This is a genomic window from Acetobacter vaccinii (assembly GCF_008365315.1).
In the GTDB taxonomy this organism is placed as follows: domain Bacteria; phylum Pseudomonadota; class Alphaproteobacteria; order Acetobacterales; family Acetobacteraceae; genus Acetobacter; species Acetobacter vaccinii.
Genome location: NZ_CP043506.1, coordinates 1,450,875 through 1,466,637 on the forward strand (window position 1 = coordinate 1,450,875; position 15,763 = coordinate 1,466,637).

The following is a 15,763-nucleotide window of genomic DNA, read 5'->3' on the forward strand; positions in this document are numbered from 1 at the left end:
CTCCTGTATTGCGCGTGTTACAGCGCGTCATGCAGGGCGGTGGCCAGGGCTGCAAGCCCTTCTTTCAGCGAACCGTGCAGATGCACGCGGATAATGCGCCGCTCCCGCTCGGCCAGAACGCTGAAATCCCCACGGGCCTGGGCACTTTCCACCAGCCCGAAGGTCAGGCTTGTGCCCGGTATGGGCAGGTCCTGCGCGTTATCGGCGGTGATCTGGAGGAAAACACCCGTATTGGGGCCAGCCTTGTACGCCTGCCCGGTGGAGTGGAGGAAGCGCGGCCCGAACTCGGCCGCTGTGGCGCAGTTCAGCCCGTCGCGCAGGTGCAGCCGTGTGTGCTGCATCCATTCCTGCGTGTCGCGGTTGCGGGGCAGGTAGGCCAGCAGGGCTACGTAGTCCGAAGGCTGGACCCGCGCAAAATGGGCCTTGAGGACAGCCACGGCATCCGCCCCCTGCGTGGCGGCGGCATTGGCCGGGTCGGCAAAAAAGGACAGCGGACCAAAGCTTGCAAACGGGGCTTCGGGCGGCAGGGAGCCTGTTTTTTCGTAGGCTTCGGTCAGCCTGCGGGTTTCGATCTTGCTGAATTCCACGTCCTGCTGGTCAAAGGGGTGGATCCCCAGCACGGCCCCGGCCACGGCGGTTGCCATTTCCCAATGGAAGAACTCCTGCGCGATCTGGCGGCGGTTGTGCAGGGTTATGGTCAGCACAGGCTGTCCCGCCTCGCGCAGGGTGGCGATGGCCTCGTCCTGCTCATGGCGGTGTTCTGGGGCCAGACGCAGGTAAACAAACAGGCGGTCTGCACCATAATGGCGCAGGCTGCCCGGTGTTTCATTATCGATGGGGATAATGCCCAGACCGTTCTTGCCCGTGGATTCGGCCACGAGCTGTTCCATCCATGCCCCGAAATCCGCGATTTCCGGTGTGGCCAGAATGGTCAGCTTGTCGCGGCCAAGGCGGGCTGCTGTGCCCAGAATCAGGCCAAGCTGCACACCCCGGTTAACGGCGGGGGGCACGCTGGCATCGCACAGGCGCACACCGCGCAGGGCGTCAGCAACAAAGGGGTGCAGCGGCACACCCGCAGCGGCTGCGGGGACAAGGCCGAAATTGGACAGGACGGAATAGCGCCCGCCAATTTTTGGGTCCCCGTGGAAAATTTTCCAGAACCCTTCCGCCTGCGCCAGTTTTTCCAGGCTGGAGCCGGGGTCGGTAATGGCCACAAAATGCGCCCCGGCCTGTGCGCCCAGAGTGCGTTTGGCCAGATCGTGGAAATAGGACAGCATGATGCTGGGTTCGAGCGTGCTGCCCGACTTGGACGCCACGATAAACAGCGTGTGCGCGATATCGAGCTTCTTCTCGGTCGCGGCAACCTGCTGCGGGTCCGTGCTGTCGAGGATGTAGAGGTGCCCAAAGCCCTCGTGCTTGCCAAAGGTTGTGGCCAGCACTTCCGGCCCAAGGCTGGAGCCCCCCATGCCCATGAGCAGAACCTGGGTAAAACCACGGGCACGCACTTCGGTCTGAAAGGCCTCCAGTTCCGCCAGATTGGCGGCGCGGTCGTCCACAATGGTCAGCCAGTTCAGCCAGTCGGCCTCGGTGCCGCCTGTCCAGACGGTGGCGTCTTTCGCCCAGAGGCGGCGGATGGTGCCATTGCGCCGCCAGTCGTCCTGCGCCTGTGTTACGGCGGCGGACAGGTCGGCGGGCAGGCTGGTTTTCAGCCCGGTCAGGCTGTCGCCCATCAGGGCGGCCTGCTTGGCAGCGACCGAGGCCAGAAGCGTATCAAACGCTTCCTCAAACGCGGTCACACCTTCATCCAGCAGGGCGTCGGTCACGCTGTCCAGGTCCAGTCCAAGGCGCTGGGTTTCTGCGAGAATATGGCGGGCGTCATCCAGCCCTGCGGTCAGGGTCTCGCGCACGGTGCCGTGGTCGCGGAAGGCGTCCATGGTGGCCGGGGGCAGGGTGTTGACGGTCTGCGGGCCGATCAGGCTGTCCACGTACAGCACATCGCTATACGCTTTGTCCTTGGTGCCGGTGGAGGCCCACAGCAGGCGCTGGGTCTGTGCCCCGGCGGCTTCCAGCACTTTCCAGCGCGGGCTTTGCATGATGTCCTGCCAGTAGGCATAGGCCAGCTTGGCGTTGGCAATGGCGACCTTGCCGCGCAGGGTGGCCAGAGCTGCCGCCTGGGCATCCCCCGCACTGGTGCGCTGGTCGATGGCGCTATCAATCCGGGCATCAATCCGGCTGACAAAAAAGGACGCTACCGACGCCACGCGGGACAGGTTGCCGCCCTTGGCGTGCAGCTCTTCCAGCCCGGTCAGCCAGGCTTCCACCACGTCCCGATAGGCCGCGAGTGAGAAAATAAGCGTGACATTGACATTGATACCCGCCGCAATGCTCTGCCGGATGGCAGGAATGCTCTGCGGTGTGGCGGGGATTTTGACCATCAGGTTCGGGGCGGCAACATCGGCCCACAGGCGTGCGGCTTCCTGCGTCGTGCCGTGTTCATCCCGCGCCAGATAGGGCGACACCTCAAGGCTTACAAAACCGTCCGTGCCCTGTGTCTGCTCATACACGGGGGCCAGCACCTTGGCTGCGGCCTGGATGTCGGTAATGGCCAGGCGCTCATACAGCGCGCCGGGGGTTGGCGTGCTTTTGGCCAGAAGGGCGCGCATCTGGGCATCGTATTCCGTGCCGTCCCCAATGGCCTTCTGGAAAATGGCGGGGTTGGAGGTCACACCCCGGATATCGCCTGCGTGCACCAGTGCTGCAAGGGAGCCATCTTCAACAAAGGAGCGGCGGATAAAGTCCAGCCAGGGGGATTGTTGGGCGCCAGCAAGAGCCTGCAAAGGGTTGGCACCGGTGGGGGCGGAGGCTGTCATAGTGCTATCCTTGGAATGCGTTCGGCCACATAGCGCCTGCATAAAGCGGCGGATATGTGGCCGGGTATTGTCCTGTTCGCGGTGGGGCGGGGGTTAGCCCGCCTGCCTGCGTGCGGCGGCGAGAACAGCCTCGGGCGTAAAGCCGAAGTGCCGGGCAAGCTGCCCGGCCGGGGCGGAGGCGCCAAAACCACCCATGGCGATAATGTCCCCACTGGGTCCGGCGTAGCGGTCCCAGCCGATGGGCGAGGCGGCTTCCACCACCACGCGGCCGGTGACGGTGGGGGGCAGAACGCTGTCGCGGTAGTCTTTGGACTGGGCTTCAAACAGTTCCCAGCTTGGCATGGACACCACGCGGGCGGGAATGCCCTCGGCGGTCAGGGTTTCGTAGGCACCGACAGCCAGCCCGATCTCACTGCCCGAGGCAATCAGGATCACACGCGGGGTCTGTGTGCTGCTGGCCAGTACATAGCCACCCTGGGCCAAGCCGCTGGCGGGGGCGTAGTGGGTGCGGTCCAGTGTCGGCAGGTTCTGGCGGCTCAGCGCCAGGGCCGTGGGGCCGGTTTTGCGGGCCATCAGCACACGCCATGCTTCGGCAACCTCGTTGGCGTCAGCCGGGCGCAGGGTCACAAGCCCAGGTGTTGCACGCAGTTGCACAAGCTGTTCCACCGGCTGGTGGGTCGGCCCATCCTCGCCCACCCCGATCGAGTCATGGGTGAAGATGTAAGTTACCGGCAGGCCCATCAGCGCGGACAGGCGGATGGGGGCTTTCATGTAGTCGGAAAAGATGAGGAAGCCCGCTGCATAGGGGCGCAGACCATAGAGCGCCATGCCGTTGACGATGGACCCCATGGCATGCTCGCGCACACCAAAGTGGAAGTTGCGTCCGGCGTAGTCCCCACCCCAGCGCGGGGGCTGGAAGCTGTCCTGCCCCTTGAGCAGGGTTTTGGTGGAGGGAGCAAGGTCGGCCGAGCCACCCAGCAGCCACGGCAGGCGGCCTGCCACGGCGTTCAGCGCTGTGCCAGAGCTGGAGCGGGAGGCATCACCCTTGTCACTGGTGGGGAAGGTCGGGATATCGGCATCCCACCCTTCGGGCAGGGTGCCTGCAAAAATGGCAGCCAGTTCCGCCCCTTCGGTCGGGTAGGTGGTGTTGTAGCGGGCCAGCAGCGCCTTCCATGCCGCATTGGCAGCCTTGCCCCGTGCGCCCAGGCCCGCGGCGATATGCGGCAGCACGCTGTCGGGTACCTCAAAGCTGCTGTCTTCGGGCCAGCCCAGAACCTGCTTGGTGGCGCGGACTTCGGCCTCACCCAGGGCCTCGCCATGGGCGGAGGCCTTGCCTGCCTTGTTGGGTGAACCCCAGGCAATGACAGAGTGGGCAATAATCAGGCTCGGGCGGGTGGTTTCAGCCTTGGCCTGGGCCAGCAGGGCGCGCAGGGTTGCGGTGTCGTTGGCGTCCTTGAGCTCCAGCACCTGCCAGCCATAGGCGGCAAAACGCTCGGCCACGTTCTCGGTAAAGGCGACATCGGTCGAGCCTTCAATGGAGATCCGGTTGGAGTCATAGATCCATGTCAGGTTGCCAAGCTGGTAATGCCCGGCAAGGGATGCGGCCTCGCTTGTCACGCCTTCCATCATGTCGCCATCGCCACACAGGGTGTACACCGTGTGGTCAAACAGCGTGTAGCCGGGGCGGTTGTAGCGGGCGGCAAGCCATTTTTCGGCCACGGCCATGCCAACGGATGTGGCGCAGCCAGCACCCAGCGGGCCTGTTGTGGTTTCCACGCCGGTGGTGTGGCCATATTCGGGGTGGCCGGGTGTGCGCGAGCCAAACTGGCGGAACTGGCGCAGGTCTTCCACGCTCAGGGCGGGCTGGTCTGTCACAACGCCGTCGCGCACGTCGCGGATACCGGTGACATGGATCAGGGCGTACAGCAGCATGGAAGCATGGCCGATGGACAGCACAAAGCGGTCGCGGTTGGGCCACAGCGGGTCTGCCGGGTCATAGGCCATGACATCCTGCCACAGCGTATAGGCGACGGGTGCCATGGACATGGCAGCACCGGGGTGGCCCGAATTGGCTTTCTGCACCGCGTCCATGACCAGCGTGCGGATTGTGTTGATACACACGGCATCGGCCTTGGCGGCCCCACCGGCTTCGGCTCCGGCAGGAGCGCGGCAAGGGGCGGGAAAAGAAACGCGCATGCAGACCTGTCCTCCATCTGGGCTTTGTCCGCAAAGCCCGTATGTCATATCGGGGGCCGTGATAAGGGCCCGGCAAGTGGGGGCACAATCCCATGGTTCCGGGTTTTTCGGCAAGACGTTGTCGTGCGTGTTATGTCAGATGGTGCGTGCGGGCCTGCTCTGGCGGGGCTGTACGCGCGGTGTTTGCGGTATGGGCGTGGGCGGGATATGCTGTGCGCCGTCGTAGTGTACAGATTAATTTTTCCCCGGAGGTCAAAAATGACACAAGAGTCTTCCCGGACTCCGCCCGTGCAGGACCAGGCCGCTCCGGTATCGGGGGAAGGCGCGCAGGCTTTCACACGCGCCCAGGTGGAGGAACTGTTCCTGAACGCCGCGCGGGAAGGGGATGCAGACCTGCTGACCCGCTTTCTTGCCGCAGGGATGGACCCGAACCTGAGGGCGGAAAAAGGATACACACCGCTTATTCTGGCCACCTACAATGGTCATGCACAGGCCGCTGCCGTGCTGCTGGCCCATGGTGCCCAGCCCGACCTGCAGGACGAAAAAGGGGCAACCGCCTTGGCCGGGGTGGCTTTTAAGGGTGATGTCGCTCTGGCCCGCCAGTTGCTGGATGCCGGTGCCAGTGTGGACGTGCCCAACGCCGTGGGGCGCACCCCGCTGATGTTTGCGGTCATGTTCGGGCGCGAGCCCATGGCCCGCCTGCTGCTGGAGGCTGGTGCCAGCCCCACCCTGCGTGATGGGGAAGGGCTGAGCGCGGTTGATCTTGCCCAGCGACAGGGCAACACGGCGCTGGCGCAGGATATCCGACACGCAGCCCAGGGCTGACAGACAGCCCGTTTGCGTGTGGCCATGGCGTTGGGGCGTGCCCCGCCCATGGTGCCGGCGCGGGGGCACGCTGGATTTTTTCTAACCCTTTGTGATCCGATTTTTCCTCGGTCCGGTTTCCGGGCCTGCATTGTTGTGGATAGTACCCGCCATGAGCCGTTTCTGGAGCCCCCTCGTTCACAGCCTGACCCCGTATGTGCCGGGTGAGCAGCCCAAGCTGGCTGATCTGGTCAAGCTGAACACCAATGAACTGCCCTGCGGCCCATCCCCTCGCGCCCTGGCCGCCATTAAGGCTGCGGCGGATGACACGCTGCGCCTGTACCCCGACCCGGAGGCTCTGGCCCTGCGTACGGCTCTTGGCGCGCGCGTGGGCCTGCCAGCGGACCATGTTTTTGTGGGCAACGGGTCGGACGAGGTGCTGGCCCACGCCTTTCAGGCTTTTTTCTCACACGGGGAGGCCGTGCTGTTCCCCGATGTGACCTACAGTTTCTACAAGGTCTATTGTGGCCTGTATGCCCTGCCATACCGTCTGGTGCCGCTTGATGCGGGGATGAAGCTGGTGGTCGATGACTACGCCGGGCCGTGCGGTGGTGTTGTGATTGCCAACCCCAACGCCCCGACAGGCACGGCACTGGGGCTGGAGGACATTCGCCGCCTGCTGGCCCTGCACCCCGACCGTGTGGTGCTGGTTGATGAAGCCTATGTGGACTTTGGGGCCGAGAGTGCCGCAGCCCTTGTGCGTGACTACCCCAACCTGCTGGTGGTGCAGACATTCTCCAAGTCCCGTGCGCTGGCCGGGTTGAGGGTGGGGTTTGCCTTTGGCCAGCCCGAGCTGATCGAAGGGCTGACCCGCGTCAAGGACAGCTTTAACTCCTACCCGTTGGACCGGCTGGCCCAGGCCGGGGCGCTGGCCTCTGTCGAGGATGAAGCCTGGTTTACCAGCGCTGTGGCCGCTGTCGTGCAGGCGCGCGGTGTGCTGGCGCAGGGGTTGGAGGGGCTTGGCTTCACGGTCTTGCCGTCGGCGGCCAATTTTGTTTACACTCGTCATTCTGGGCATGACGCGGCAGAGCTTGCCGCCCAGTTGAGGGCGCGTGCCATTATTGTCAGGCACCTCAAGGGTGACCGTACGGCCCAGTGGTTGCGCATCACTGTTGGCACCGACGCGCAATGCGCGGCGCTGCTGTCGGCCTTGCGCGATATCCTGCACCGCGTTTCGTAACTTTCGGTCTTTCCTCCACGCTGTTTGTGGTGGTGTCGCCCCTGCCTTTTCCGGTTGGCATGGGGCGTTGGCCCTGTGTGCTGTTTGCCTCAGGGGTGGGCCTGAACATTAGCCGGATGTGCCGCAGCGTGTGGGTGTGCCCCCTGCTGCGTGCCCTGTGTATTTTATGATGGAGTTTAAAAATGCGTTCTGTTCATGGACAGTTATCCGACAATCAGCCAATCCGCCGCTCGCTGGAAGAAAAACAGCGGCAGTTGCGTGACCTTAAGGAAACGCTGGCGGCCATGAAAGCCCATACATCTCCCGCTCTGCGTGAGAGCGTGCGTAAGCGTATTACCCAGCTGGAGGCAGAACTGGCGGCAGCACCCGTGCTTAAGGCAGCCGGGCGTGGTGGTGCGCCGCGTACACCCCGGCCTGCTCGTCCGGGTGCACGCTAGACATCATAGTTTCATTTTTGCATGGCGTTTCGCGGCCTTTTGCATGGGGCTGGCCCATGGTAAGAAACGCCAAGGCAGCCCCTGGAGACCCGGCTACCGCTTGACCAACACAGCCTATGCTTTCGACGGGGAATGCTGCGATGGCCCAAACCTCACCCTCCCTGTCCCAGATTGTTTCAGAAGGCGGCACCTTTCAGCGTGACGGGCTTGTGTGGGGCATTTTCTGCCAGCAGGGGCAGGAGCCTGTCGAACTTGAGCGTGATGTGGTGCTGCACCGCCTGACCACAGGCGTCTTCCCCCCCGAATTTTCTGGCAAGGAAGGGTGGGGCTGGTTCCATTTTGATATCGTGCACACGCTGTCCCGCACCCAGATTGAATCCCTGCCGTTTTTTCCCGAGGTCGTGCGGCAGGGGCTGACCAATATGGAGCGGGGCATCCGTCTGGAAAGCGTGGGGCAGATCGTTTTTGGCGCGCTGCCCTCTTTTGACGATACCTCCCCCGATGATGAGCGTAATGTCAGCACATGGCGGTTTGCCCTGGAGCCGGATCTGCTGCTGACAACCCGCCGCCACCCCATCCCGGCCCTTGGGGTTGTGTACCACGAGCTACGGCGTGGGTTTGTACCGCGCTCTCCCGCCATGCTGGTGGACAGGGCGTTGTTGGAATTTGCCGATACCCTGCGCCGGGACTTTGCCCGTCTGGACGACCAGCTTGACCGTGCGGAAGACGTGCTGCTCATGCTCGACCGGGATACCGATCTGGGCCGTGTCAGCGGGTTGCTGGGTGTTGTGCGGCGGCGATCGACCGAGTTGCGGCGTGTTCTGGCCCCTGTTGACCGTATTTTCAGCGATGAGGAGTTTGACCTGCCCGACTGGGCAGAGGATGACCTGCGCGACCGCTCCCACCGGCAGGTTCATGCTGCACTGGACGATCTTCTGGCTTTGCAGGACCGCGCGCGCTCCTTGCAGGACGAGCTGACCTCCAACCAGACGGAAGAGACCAACCGGCGGCTGTATATCGTCTCGGTTGGCACGACCTTGATGCTGCCTGCCACCTTTGTAACCGGCTTTTTCGGTATGAACACCGGCGGCATGTTCCTGACAGACGGACCATGGGGCACGGTGGAGGCAGGTGGCCTGTGCTTTCTGATCATGGTGGGCACCTGGCTGGTGCTCAAGCTGACCAAACTGCTTTAGGGCTGGGGTATGCCCGCCTGACAAGATGGCGGTCTTTGTCGCCTGTGAACAGGCGCGGCAGATGGGGCGGCCTTGTTTTTAAAACGCCCGCTCACCCCTCGGCAGCGGCGCGGTAGGCTGCAAGTACGGCAGGGGCGGGGCCATCACGCACAATCCGCCCGGCCTCCAGCCAGAGGATGCGGGTGCACCATTTTTCCAGCACGTCCAGCGCGTGGGATGTCATGACGACAATCTGGGTCGCATTGACTAGGCGTGTCAGCCTTTGTTCCGCCATGGCCTGAAAATGCGCGTCCCCGGCCATGAACCATTCATCCATCAGCAGAATATCGGGTGTTACGGCGGTCGCCAGCCCAAAGCCCAGGCGGATGCTCATGCCGCTGGAATACAGGCGCACAGGCAGGTCCATAAAACTGCCCAGCCCAGCAAAGGCCTCCACATCGTCTTCAAGCTGGCGGATGCGCCGTTTGTCAAAGCCCTGCTGGTGGCCAAACAGGGTAATGTTGTCGCGGCCGGTCAGGCTGGGTTGCATGCCAGCATTCAGGCTCAGTAGTGCGGCGACATGGCCTTGTATAGTCACATGGGGCGAATCCGGTAGGTAAATCCCGGCCATAACCCGCAGCAGCGTGGACTTGCCTGCGCCGTTATGGCCCACCAGCCCGACGCGCTCTCCGGCTGTTATGTGCAGGTTCAGGTCATGCAGGGCGTCCACCATGGTTGTGCCGGTCTGGCTCTGCGCCGTGCCGGACAAGCGGGACCGCCCCCAGTGGAACAGCATCTTCTTGAGCGACCGCCCCCCACTTTGAAAAATGGGGAAACGCAGGTTCAGGGTCTGAATAGTAATGGCGGCCTGTATCTGGGGGGCGGGGCAGGGCGCGCTCATACCCAGAAGGCCAGTTGTGCGCGGCAGCGGGCAAACACCCCAAGAGCCAGCGCCCAGATGGCAAGACTACTCCCCCCGGCGACCAGCCAGAGTGCCGGGCGCGGCGTATGGCCCAGCAGGGGGGTGCGCAGGATTTCCAGCATGGCGTAGCACGGGTTGTACACAAGCCACCCTCCAAGATGGCCCAGTTGCCGGGCCTCCCAGATGACAGGTGTGACATAAAACACCAGTTGCAGCACACTGCCGACAATGGGCGTGATATCGCGGTAGCGCGCGCAGGTGCAGCCCAGCAGCAGGCATAGTCCTGCACCTGTGGCCAGCCAGAGCCCAAAGGCAGGCAGGGCCAACAGCAGGGGCCAGCCCGGCCAGAGCCTGAAAATAGCAAACACGACAATGGGTACAACCATGGCGTGGGCCAGTGTCAGGGTGCAGCGTGTCAGTGTGCGAATGACCTGAACGGTATAGGGGAGCCTGACCGAGCGTATGCTGCTGGCGGCCTGCGTGAACGTGGTGCAGCTTTCCTGCACCAGCAGGGCAAGGCCGGATTGCCATAAAATAAGCGAAATTGAGAGGTAAGGCAGGTAGTCGCGCAGGACAAGATGGAACAGCTGCGAATAGATTAACCCCATGGACCCCGCCATGACCCCACTTGTCACTGTCAGCCATAACGGCCCCAGCCGCGCGCCCTGGAACTGTAGGCGAATGTCCAGCCACCCCAGGGCTGTGGCCAGCCGCCACAGGCGCAGCCCGGCCAGCAGGTCGTGGCTGGCGGCACGGGCCGGGGGTAATGCAGTGTGTAGTGGGGTGGCCGTCATGCTGTCCTGTCAGTGTGGGCGTGTGGCTGGCGGCAATGTCGGGCGGGGCAATGCTGTGGCGTTTTCTTGCACGCATCCCGCGTGGGGTGTACAGCATCGTACGGTGTTTTCATGCCAGTTTGCCAGAGTGAATTCCGGACAGGCCGGCATCCCGTTCCGTGACAAGGATCGATGAGCAGCATGCAGGCCAGACAGTCCCTTGAAAGTGGCAGGGTGCCCGGTGGCCCCCGTGGTGGCAACGCCCGGCGGATGGCGCGGGCGGCACAGGCCTGTCTGCTTTTTGGGTTCATGGCTCTGCTGTCGGCTTGTGCCAATGGCCCCGGCGGCAGTGACATGACCGTGCCGGTGGCGGAAGAAGCCGCCTATTACCGCTCCCACGCACGCACCTACTATCAGCCGCCCGGCCCGCCGGAAGACCCGTGGGGGCCGTATGTGCAGGAGGCATCACGCCGGTTTGATGTGCCGGAGGAATGGGTGCGCGCCGTTATCCAGCAGGAATCTGGCGGGCGGCTGTTCCATAACGGCCAGCTTGTGACCTCAGGCCCCGGAGCCATGGGGCTGATGCAGTTGATGCCCCCCACGTATGATGAAATGCGCAGCGCCTATAATCTGGGTGGGGATGCGTACGAACCGCACGACAACATCATGGCGGGCACGGCCTATATCCGCCAGTTGTACGATGTGTATGGTTCCCCCGGTTTTCTGGCGGCCTACAATGCAGGGCCGGGGCGGCTGGAAGATTTTATTACCCACAACCGCACCCTCCCGCGTGAGACACGCAATTATGTTGCCTCCATCGGGCGGCGTATTGCGGGCATTTCCCCCACCAACCGTTCCCAGGCTGACCTGCTGGTGGCCAGCCATGATTCCCTGACCCAGTCCTCCAAGCCCGTGCAGGTTGCCTCGCAGACGCAGGCTGTCAGGGCGGCATGGTCGGCGCGCTCCGGGGGGCAGCCTGTCAGGATGGCCGATGCCATCGGGGGGGATGAGAGTGCTGCATCGGACGATACCTCCGCTGTCAGCCAGGCGCCTTCGGGCTATGGGCGGGAGTGGCATGCTGTGCCGCGCACGTCGCGCATTGCGGGGCTGGCGGAAACGCCGTCTGATGTCAGCGCGGTCTGGGCCAAGCGGCTTGGGGCATCCCAGCAATCGGTGGCGGACACACCTTTGCAGGTGGCACAGGCGCCTGAAACAGCGGCCGATCCGGCACCTGTTCAGCCCGAATCGCATACGTTACGCCTTTTCCCTGCCGCACAGGCTGAGCCAGCACCCTTGCTGACCCGCAAGACCCGCGGGCAGGAACCGCGTGACTGGGCCATTCAGGTCGGGGCGTTTGGGTCGGTATCGCTCGCGCAGCATGCTGCGGGCGAGGCCCGTAACCGCGCCACCCAGTCATTGGGCGCGGCGCGGCCTCAGGTCGCTACGGTGCAGGTTCATAATGGCAAGCTGTATCGCGCCCGGCTGACCAATCTGTCCCACACACAGGCGCTGGACGCATGCCGCAAGCTGAGCGGTTGCATGGTTGTTGCCCCCGATTCCTCGTCCTGATCGGTACGGGTGCTTATTAAAGCGGGGGCAGGGGCCGATGGTCCCTGTTCCGTATTTCAGGGCACAGCCCTGACCTTAAAAGACTTTGAGCGCCATGATCTGCTTCGCCCGCACCATTTTTTCAGGGTGTGTGGGCGTTGGCCAGTGGTGTGTTGGTGCGGCCTGAATAGCGGTCGATAATCTGCCGTGCGGCAGCGGCGGCCTCCTGCGCGGCGGCGGTGGCGACGTCCCCCCAGTATCCGTCCAGCGAGTGGGCGGGGATGTCATGCAACTGGGTTGCAGCCCCGGCTTCCTTGCCGGTTTTGTCATGCACGGACCAGACAATTTCCACATGCTGCTGGGGGTGGCCGGTTGTGCCCACGGGGCCGTTGGTCAGCCTGACAGTGGCCGTAATGGTAAAGTCGGCCTGATCCGGACTGTTCTGCAACGTGTCGGCACTGTCGCGGAAGGCGGCGGCAAAGGCGCGGGCCAGGGCAATGTCTCCATCACCCGGCGCACCCCGGACACCGGTAAAATAGACACGGGCTGGCCTGTTCTTCAGGCTTTTGGGGTCTTTTTCCATATCCGCGGCCTGGATGCCTGTCAGGGCTGCGGCAATTCTGGGGGCGGCATCCTGCGCGACCATGGCCAACAGGCTGGCGTCCGCCACGGCCCAGCGGGCCGTGGGGATGGGCTGGCCCTGCTGCGTTGCGCGCAATGTGTTCTGCGGGGTCATGATCCGGTAGAGCGGCACCACGCTGGCCCCATGCTGCTCGGCCCTCATGTCCAGCCACCAGTCGCCCGGGCGGGTGGGCTGGGCGATGGCGGGGATGGTCTGCTCCAGCAGGGCGGTGGTGGTGCTTTTGGCCCACAGGCGGGCGCTGGCCTCAGGCAGCAGGGAGGCCATGGGGGTTGGTACGTCCAGCCGGGCAGGCAGGGCGTGGTGAGCAAGCCCCGCGTTGGGCCCACCCCGGCTGGCAAAGGGGTGCGGCACATCCAGGCACCCGGCCAGCAGCAGGAGCGTGCCCAGAAGCGGTAGTTTGTGGGAATGAGACAGAAGGCGGGCAGGCAGCGGGCGTGTCATCCGTGGGGGACCTTTGTGGCAATAGCCGAGGTCTGGTGGCCGATCTGGCCCCCGCCTGCCAGTGTGCGCCGCCGGTGGCTGAAAAACCGTTTCTCGTCCGACAGCGTATCCACGCCCAGAGCGGCCGCCCGCCCGATGCCAGCACGTTGCAGGCGGAAGACACACCACCCGGCAAGGTCAAACTGGTAATGCCCGGCCCGTGTGCCGGGGGTAAAGAAGGTTGCTGCCTGCCGGTCCACTGCCAGAATGGCCGAGCGCATGTCATCCGCTGTTTCGTAGCTTTCCTGGGCAATGCAGGGGCCAACAACGGCGTGAATATCCTGTGCCTTTGCGCCCAGTGCCACCATGGCGTCTTTTGTGGCCTCCAGCACACCGGACAGTGCCCCCCGCCACCCGGCATGGGCTGCCCCGACAATGGAGCCATCAGCGGTGCTGAACAGGACAGGCGCACAGTCGGCAGTAATGACCGTTATGGCCAGATCCGGCCTGTTGGTAACAAGGGCATCGGCCTGTGCGCCGGTGCCGGGGGCCCAGGGGTGGGTGGCTGTGAGTACCACGCGGCCATGGACCTGGGTTGCCCCCAGCAGGTGGGTGGGTTCCACCCCAAGGTGCAGGGCGACCCTGCGGCGGTTTTCAGCCAGATTTTCTGGCGTGTCGCCTGAGCGCATGGAGCAGTTGAGGCTGGTATAGGGGCCGGTGGACACCCCGCCTTCACGGGTGAAGAAACCATGCCGTGCCTGCCCCAGCAGAGGGCTGGTCAGCGGGGAAAGCCGGGGAAACGCCGGGCCTTGGGTCATGTAGCCGGTCCTTTTGTAAAGCCGGGGGGCGGGGGCAGGAAGGGGGAGGCAAGGGCCATTACCCTGAACAGGTGGCCCATTTTTTCAGGCGCGGCCAGCCTGTGGGCGCTGTCACGCAGGGTTGCGGCCTCGGCCGGGGTTGCCGTGCGGGCCAGTTGCTCGGTCCGCTCCATCAGGCCCAGACGGCGGAGGAAAGCCCCCTGTGTTTCGGTCCCGTAAACCGCAGCCCCTGCCTGCGTTGCGGCGGCGGCAAAGGCGGTAAAATCGACATGGGCTGTTAGGTCGGCCTCCCCCGCTGCTTCCAGCGGTGGGGCATGGCGGGCATGGCGCAGGGCTTGCAGGGAATCGCCTGTCAGGGTGGAGGCATGGCCATAATCAATAAACAGTCCGGCACCGGGGCTGTGGGCCAGCCGCTGGCCCAGCCACCGTGCGGTCGCCAGTGCGGGCTCGCACAGTTCCACCACGGTCTGGGGCTCCAGCGCGCGGTTGTCGGGCAGGGTCGGGGCTGCAGAGGGGGCCAGATGGAACGCACCATCGGCCACGTAACGCTCATGCCAGCCTGTGTCGGTCTGGATGAACTGGCGGATGGGTAACGCATCCAGAAATTCATTGGCCAGCAGGATCAGCGGGCCGTCAGGCAGGGTGTTGATGTCATTGTGCCAGATGGGGCTGGCATAGGGGGCCAGAGCCTGTGCCTGAGCAGCCCGCATGAGGGGTGATGTCTCGACCAGATGCACGGTCTGTGCCTGGGCCATGGCGGGCACATGGCGGGTGATCAGGCGCAGAGCATCGGCCATCAGCGTGCCCCGGCCCGGCCCGGCCTCGGCCAGGGTAAAGGACGCTGGACACCCCATGCCCTGCCAGACCATGGCGGCCCAGCCGCCCAGAAGTTCGCCAAAGACCTGGCTGATTTCCGGGGCGGTAATAAAGTCGCTCAGCAGCGGGGTGCTGGCGTAATAGCGCGCATTGGCCTGGGCCATGAAATGGTCCAGCCGCTGCGCGTGGGGGGGCAGGGCTGCCGTCATGCGCGGGGCTGGCTGCCCGGGCTTGCGGGGGTGGCCAGCGTTGCATCCGGCTCGGGGGTGCCGGTGTACAGGGGGGCGCGGCGGGCATGCACCATCAGGGCAATACCGGTCAGCAGCATGGGAATGCACAGCAACTGCCCCATGGTAATGCCCCCTGCCAGGAACCCGAGGAAGGCGTCTGGCTCGCGGAAGAATTCACAAAACGAGCGGGCACAAGCGTAGCCGACCAGGAACATACCCGCCAGAAAACCGGGCCGCTGGCGAATGCTGATCCGGCGTGAGGCAATATACAGCACCGTAAACAGCAGCAGCCCCTCGGTCAGCGATTCGTAAAGCTGCGAGGGGTGGCGCGGAATGGGGCCACCGCCGGGAAAGATCATGGCCCAGGGCAGGCTTGCCGGAGCCTCACGCCCCCAGAGTTCCCCGTTGATGAAGTTGGCCAGCCGGCCCAATCCCAGCCCGATGGGCACAGCAACGGTCACACGGTCTGCAAAGGCCAGAAAGTTGATTTTGTTCCTGCGGGTAAACAGCACCATGGCTGCAATAACCCCCAAAGCCCCACCGTGGAAGGACATGCCGCCATGCCACACTTCCACCATGGCGACGGGGTGGGTCAGGTAATAGCTGGGCTGGTAGAACAGCACGTATCCCAGCCGCCCGCCCAGCAGCACCCCCAGGGTCACCCATGTCAGAAAGTCATCAGCCTGTTCGGGCGTGGCCACGCGTGGGGCCAGCACTGCCAGCCTGCGGAGCAGGATAACCCCCAGCACAATGCCGGTAATATAGGACAGCGCGTACCATCGCACGGCCAGTGGCCCGAAATGCACCAGCACCGGGTCAAACTGTGGAAACATCAGAACAGGAAGCATGGTCGGGTGTCCGCGGCCAGGGG

Annotated in this window: 13 protein-coding genes; 5 read left to right on the top strand and 8 right to left on the bottom strand. The window is 64.2% G+C overall.

Annotated features, from left to right (window positions below; genetic code table 11):
* Nucleotides 1–17: 17 nt before the first annotated feature.
* Nucleotides 18–2,870, bottom strand: a complete 2,853-nt coding sequence (locus FLP30_RS06460) for a bifunctional transaldolase/phosoglucose isomerase (protein ID WP_149279080.1) — start codon at nt 2,868–2,870, stop codon at nt 18–20.
* A gap of 93 nt (nt 2,871–2,963) precedes the next feature.
* Complete coding sequence (gene tkt / locus FLP30_RS06465; protein WP_149279081.1) at nt 2,964–5,066, bottom strand: transketolase; 2,103 nt, start codon at nt 5,064–5,066, stop codon at nt 2,964–2,966.
* 258 nt (nt 5,067–5,324) lie between these two features.
* Between tkt and FLP30_RS06470 the strand changes: the two genes are divergently transcribed.
* From FLP30_RS06470 to FLP30_RS06485, 4 genes are all read left to right on the top strand, one after another.
* Nucleotides 5,325–5,891, top strand: coding sequence for an ankyrin repeat domain-containing protein (locus tag FLP30_RS06470; RefSeq protein ID WP_149279082.1), 567 nt, complete (start codon nt 5,325–5,327; stop codon nt 5,889–5,891).
* Between the two features lie 151 nt (nt 5,892–6,042).
* Entirely contained in the window at nt 6,043–7,110 is a 1,068-nt protein-coding gene (locus FLP30_RS06475) for a pyridoxal phosphate-dependent aminotransferase (RefSeq protein WP_149279083.1), read from the top strand.
* Nucleotides 7,111–7,292: 182 nt separating this feature from the next.
* The gene (locus FLP30_RS06480) at nt 7,293–7,547 is read left to right on the top strand and encodes a hypothetical protein (protein ID WP_149279084.1); all 255 of its coding nucleotides are present in this window, start codon (nt 7,293–7,295) and stop codon (nt 7,545–7,547) included.
* A gap of 140 nt (nt 7,548–7,687) precedes the next feature.
* Nucleotides 7,688–8,743, top strand: a complete 1,056-nt coding sequence (locus FLP30_RS06485) for a CorA family divalent cation transporter (protein ID WP_149279085.1) — start codon at nt 7,688–7,690, stop codon at nt 8,741–8,743.
* Between the two features lie 91 nt (nt 8,744–8,834).
* Here FLP30_RS06485 and FLP30_RS06490 read toward each other — a convergent pair whose 3' ends face one another.
* Nucleotides 8,835–9,623, bottom strand: coding sequence for an ABC transporter ATP-binding protein (locus FLP30_RS06490; protein ID WP_149279086.1), 789 nt, complete (start codon nt 9,621–9,623; stop codon nt 8,835–8,837).
* Nucleotides 9,620–10,438, bottom strand: coding sequence for an ABC transporter permease (locus tag FLP30_RS06495; RefSeq protein WP_149279087.1), 819 nt, complete (start codon nt 10,436–10,438; stop codon nt 9,620–9,622). The genes FLP30_RS06490 and FLP30_RS06495 overlap by 4 nt, the downstream gene beginning before the upstream one ends.
* Nucleotides 10,439–10,618: 180 nt before the next feature.
* Between FLP30_RS06495 and FLP30_RS06500 the strand changes: the two genes are divergently transcribed.
* On the top strand, nt 10,619–11,986 hold the full coding sequence (locus tag FLP30_RS06500) for a lytic transglycosylase domain-containing protein (RefSeq protein WP_149279088.1): 1,368 nt from the start codon (nt 10,619–10,621) through the stop codon (nt 11,984–11,986).
* A 121-nt stretch (nt 11,987–12,107) separates the two neighbouring features.
* Here FLP30_RS06500 and FLP30_RS06505 read toward each other — a convergent pair whose 3' ends face one another.
* From FLP30_RS06505 to lgt, 4 genes are read right to left on the bottom strand one after another with little or no spacing between them, the layout of a single operon-like run.
* Nucleotides 12,108–13,049 carry a hypothetical protein gene (locus FLP30_RS06505; RefSeq protein ID WP_149279089.1) on the bottom strand — a complete coding sequence of 314 codons (942 nt, stop codon included), beginning with the start codon at nt 13,047–13,049 and terminating at the stop codon, nt 12,108–12,110.
* Nucleotides 13,046–13,846 carry a peptidoglycan editing factor PgeF gene (gene pgeF / locus FLP30_RS06510; protein WP_149279090.1) on the bottom strand — a complete coding sequence of 267 codons (801 nt, stop codon included), beginning with the start codon at nt 13,844–13,846 and terminating at the stop codon, nt 13,046–13,048. Before pgeF ends, FLP30_RS06505 begins: the two co-directional genes overlap by 4 nt.
* Nucleotides 13,843–14,871, bottom strand: coding sequence for a class I SAM-dependent methyltransferase (locus FLP30_RS06515; protein WP_149279091.1), 1,029 nt, complete (start codon nt 14,869–14,871; stop codon nt 13,843–13,845). Before FLP30_RS06515 ends, pgeF begins: the two co-directional genes overlap by 4 nt.
* Nucleotides 14,868–15,740, bottom strand: coding sequence for a prolipoprotein diacylglyceryl transferase (lgt, locus tag FLP30_RS06520; RefSeq protein ID WP_149279092.1), 873 nt, complete (start codon nt 15,738–15,740; stop codon nt 14,868–14,870). Before lgt ends, FLP30_RS06515 begins: the two co-directional genes overlap by 4 nt.
* Nucleotides 15,741–15,763: the final 23 nt, after the last annotated feature.

Excerpts from the sequence above, each read along its gene's own strand:
- FLP30_RS06515 (WP_149279091.1), bottom strand. The coding sequence starts at position 14,871 with ATGACGGCAGCCCTGCCCCCCCACGCGCAGCGGCTGGACCATTTCATG.
- FLP30_RS06500 (WP_149279088.1), top strand. The coding sequence starts at position 10,619 with ATGCAGGCCAGACAGTCCCTTGAAAGTGGCAGGGTGCCCGGTGGCCCC.
- FLP30_RS06460 (WP_149279080.1), bottom strand. The coding sequence starts at position 2,870 with ATGACAGCCTCCGCCCCCACCGGTGCCAACCCTTTGCAGGCTCTTGCT.
- FLP30_RS06470 (WP_149279082.1), top strand. The coding sequence starts at position 5,325 with ATGACACAAGAGTCTTCCCGGACTCCGCCCGTGCAGGACCAGGCCGCT.
- FLP30_RS06480 (WP_149279084.1), top strand. The coding sequence starts at position 7,293 with ATGCGTTCTGTTCATGGACAGTTATCCGACAATCAGCCAATCCGCCGC.
- FLP30_RS06490 (WP_149279086.1), bottom strand. The coding sequence starts at position 9,623 with ATGAGCGCGCCCTGCCCCGCCCCCCAGATACAGGCCGCCATTACTATT.
- tkt (WP_149279081.1), bottom strand. The coding sequence starts at position 5,066 with ATGCGCGTTTCTTTTCCCGCCCCTTGCCGCGCTCCTGCCGGAGCCGAA.
- FLP30_RS06485 (WP_149279085.1), top strand. The coding sequence starts at position 7,688 with ATGGCCCAAACCTCACCCTCCCTGTCCCAGATTGTTTCAGAAGGCGGC.
- FLP30_RS06475 (WP_149279083.1), top strand. The coding sequence starts at position 6,043 with ATGAGCCGTTTCTGGAGCCCCCTCGTTCACAGCCTGACCCCGTATGTG.
- pgeF (WP_149279090.1), bottom strand. The coding sequence starts at position 13,846 with ATGACCCAAGGCCCGGCGTTTCCCCGGCTTTCCCCGCTGACCAGCCCT.
- FLP30_RS06505 (WP_149279089.1), bottom strand. The coding sequence starts at position 13,049 with ATGACACGCCCGCTGCCTGCCCGCCTTCTGTCTCATTCCCACAAACTA.
- FLP30_RS06495 (WP_149279087.1), bottom strand. The coding sequence starts at position 10,438 with ATGACGGCCACCCCACTACACACTGCATTACCCCCGGCCCGTGCCGCC.
- lgt (WP_149279092.1), bottom strand. The coding sequence starts at position 15,740 with ATGCTTCCTGTTCTGATGTTTCCACAGTTTGACCCGGTGCTGGTGCAT.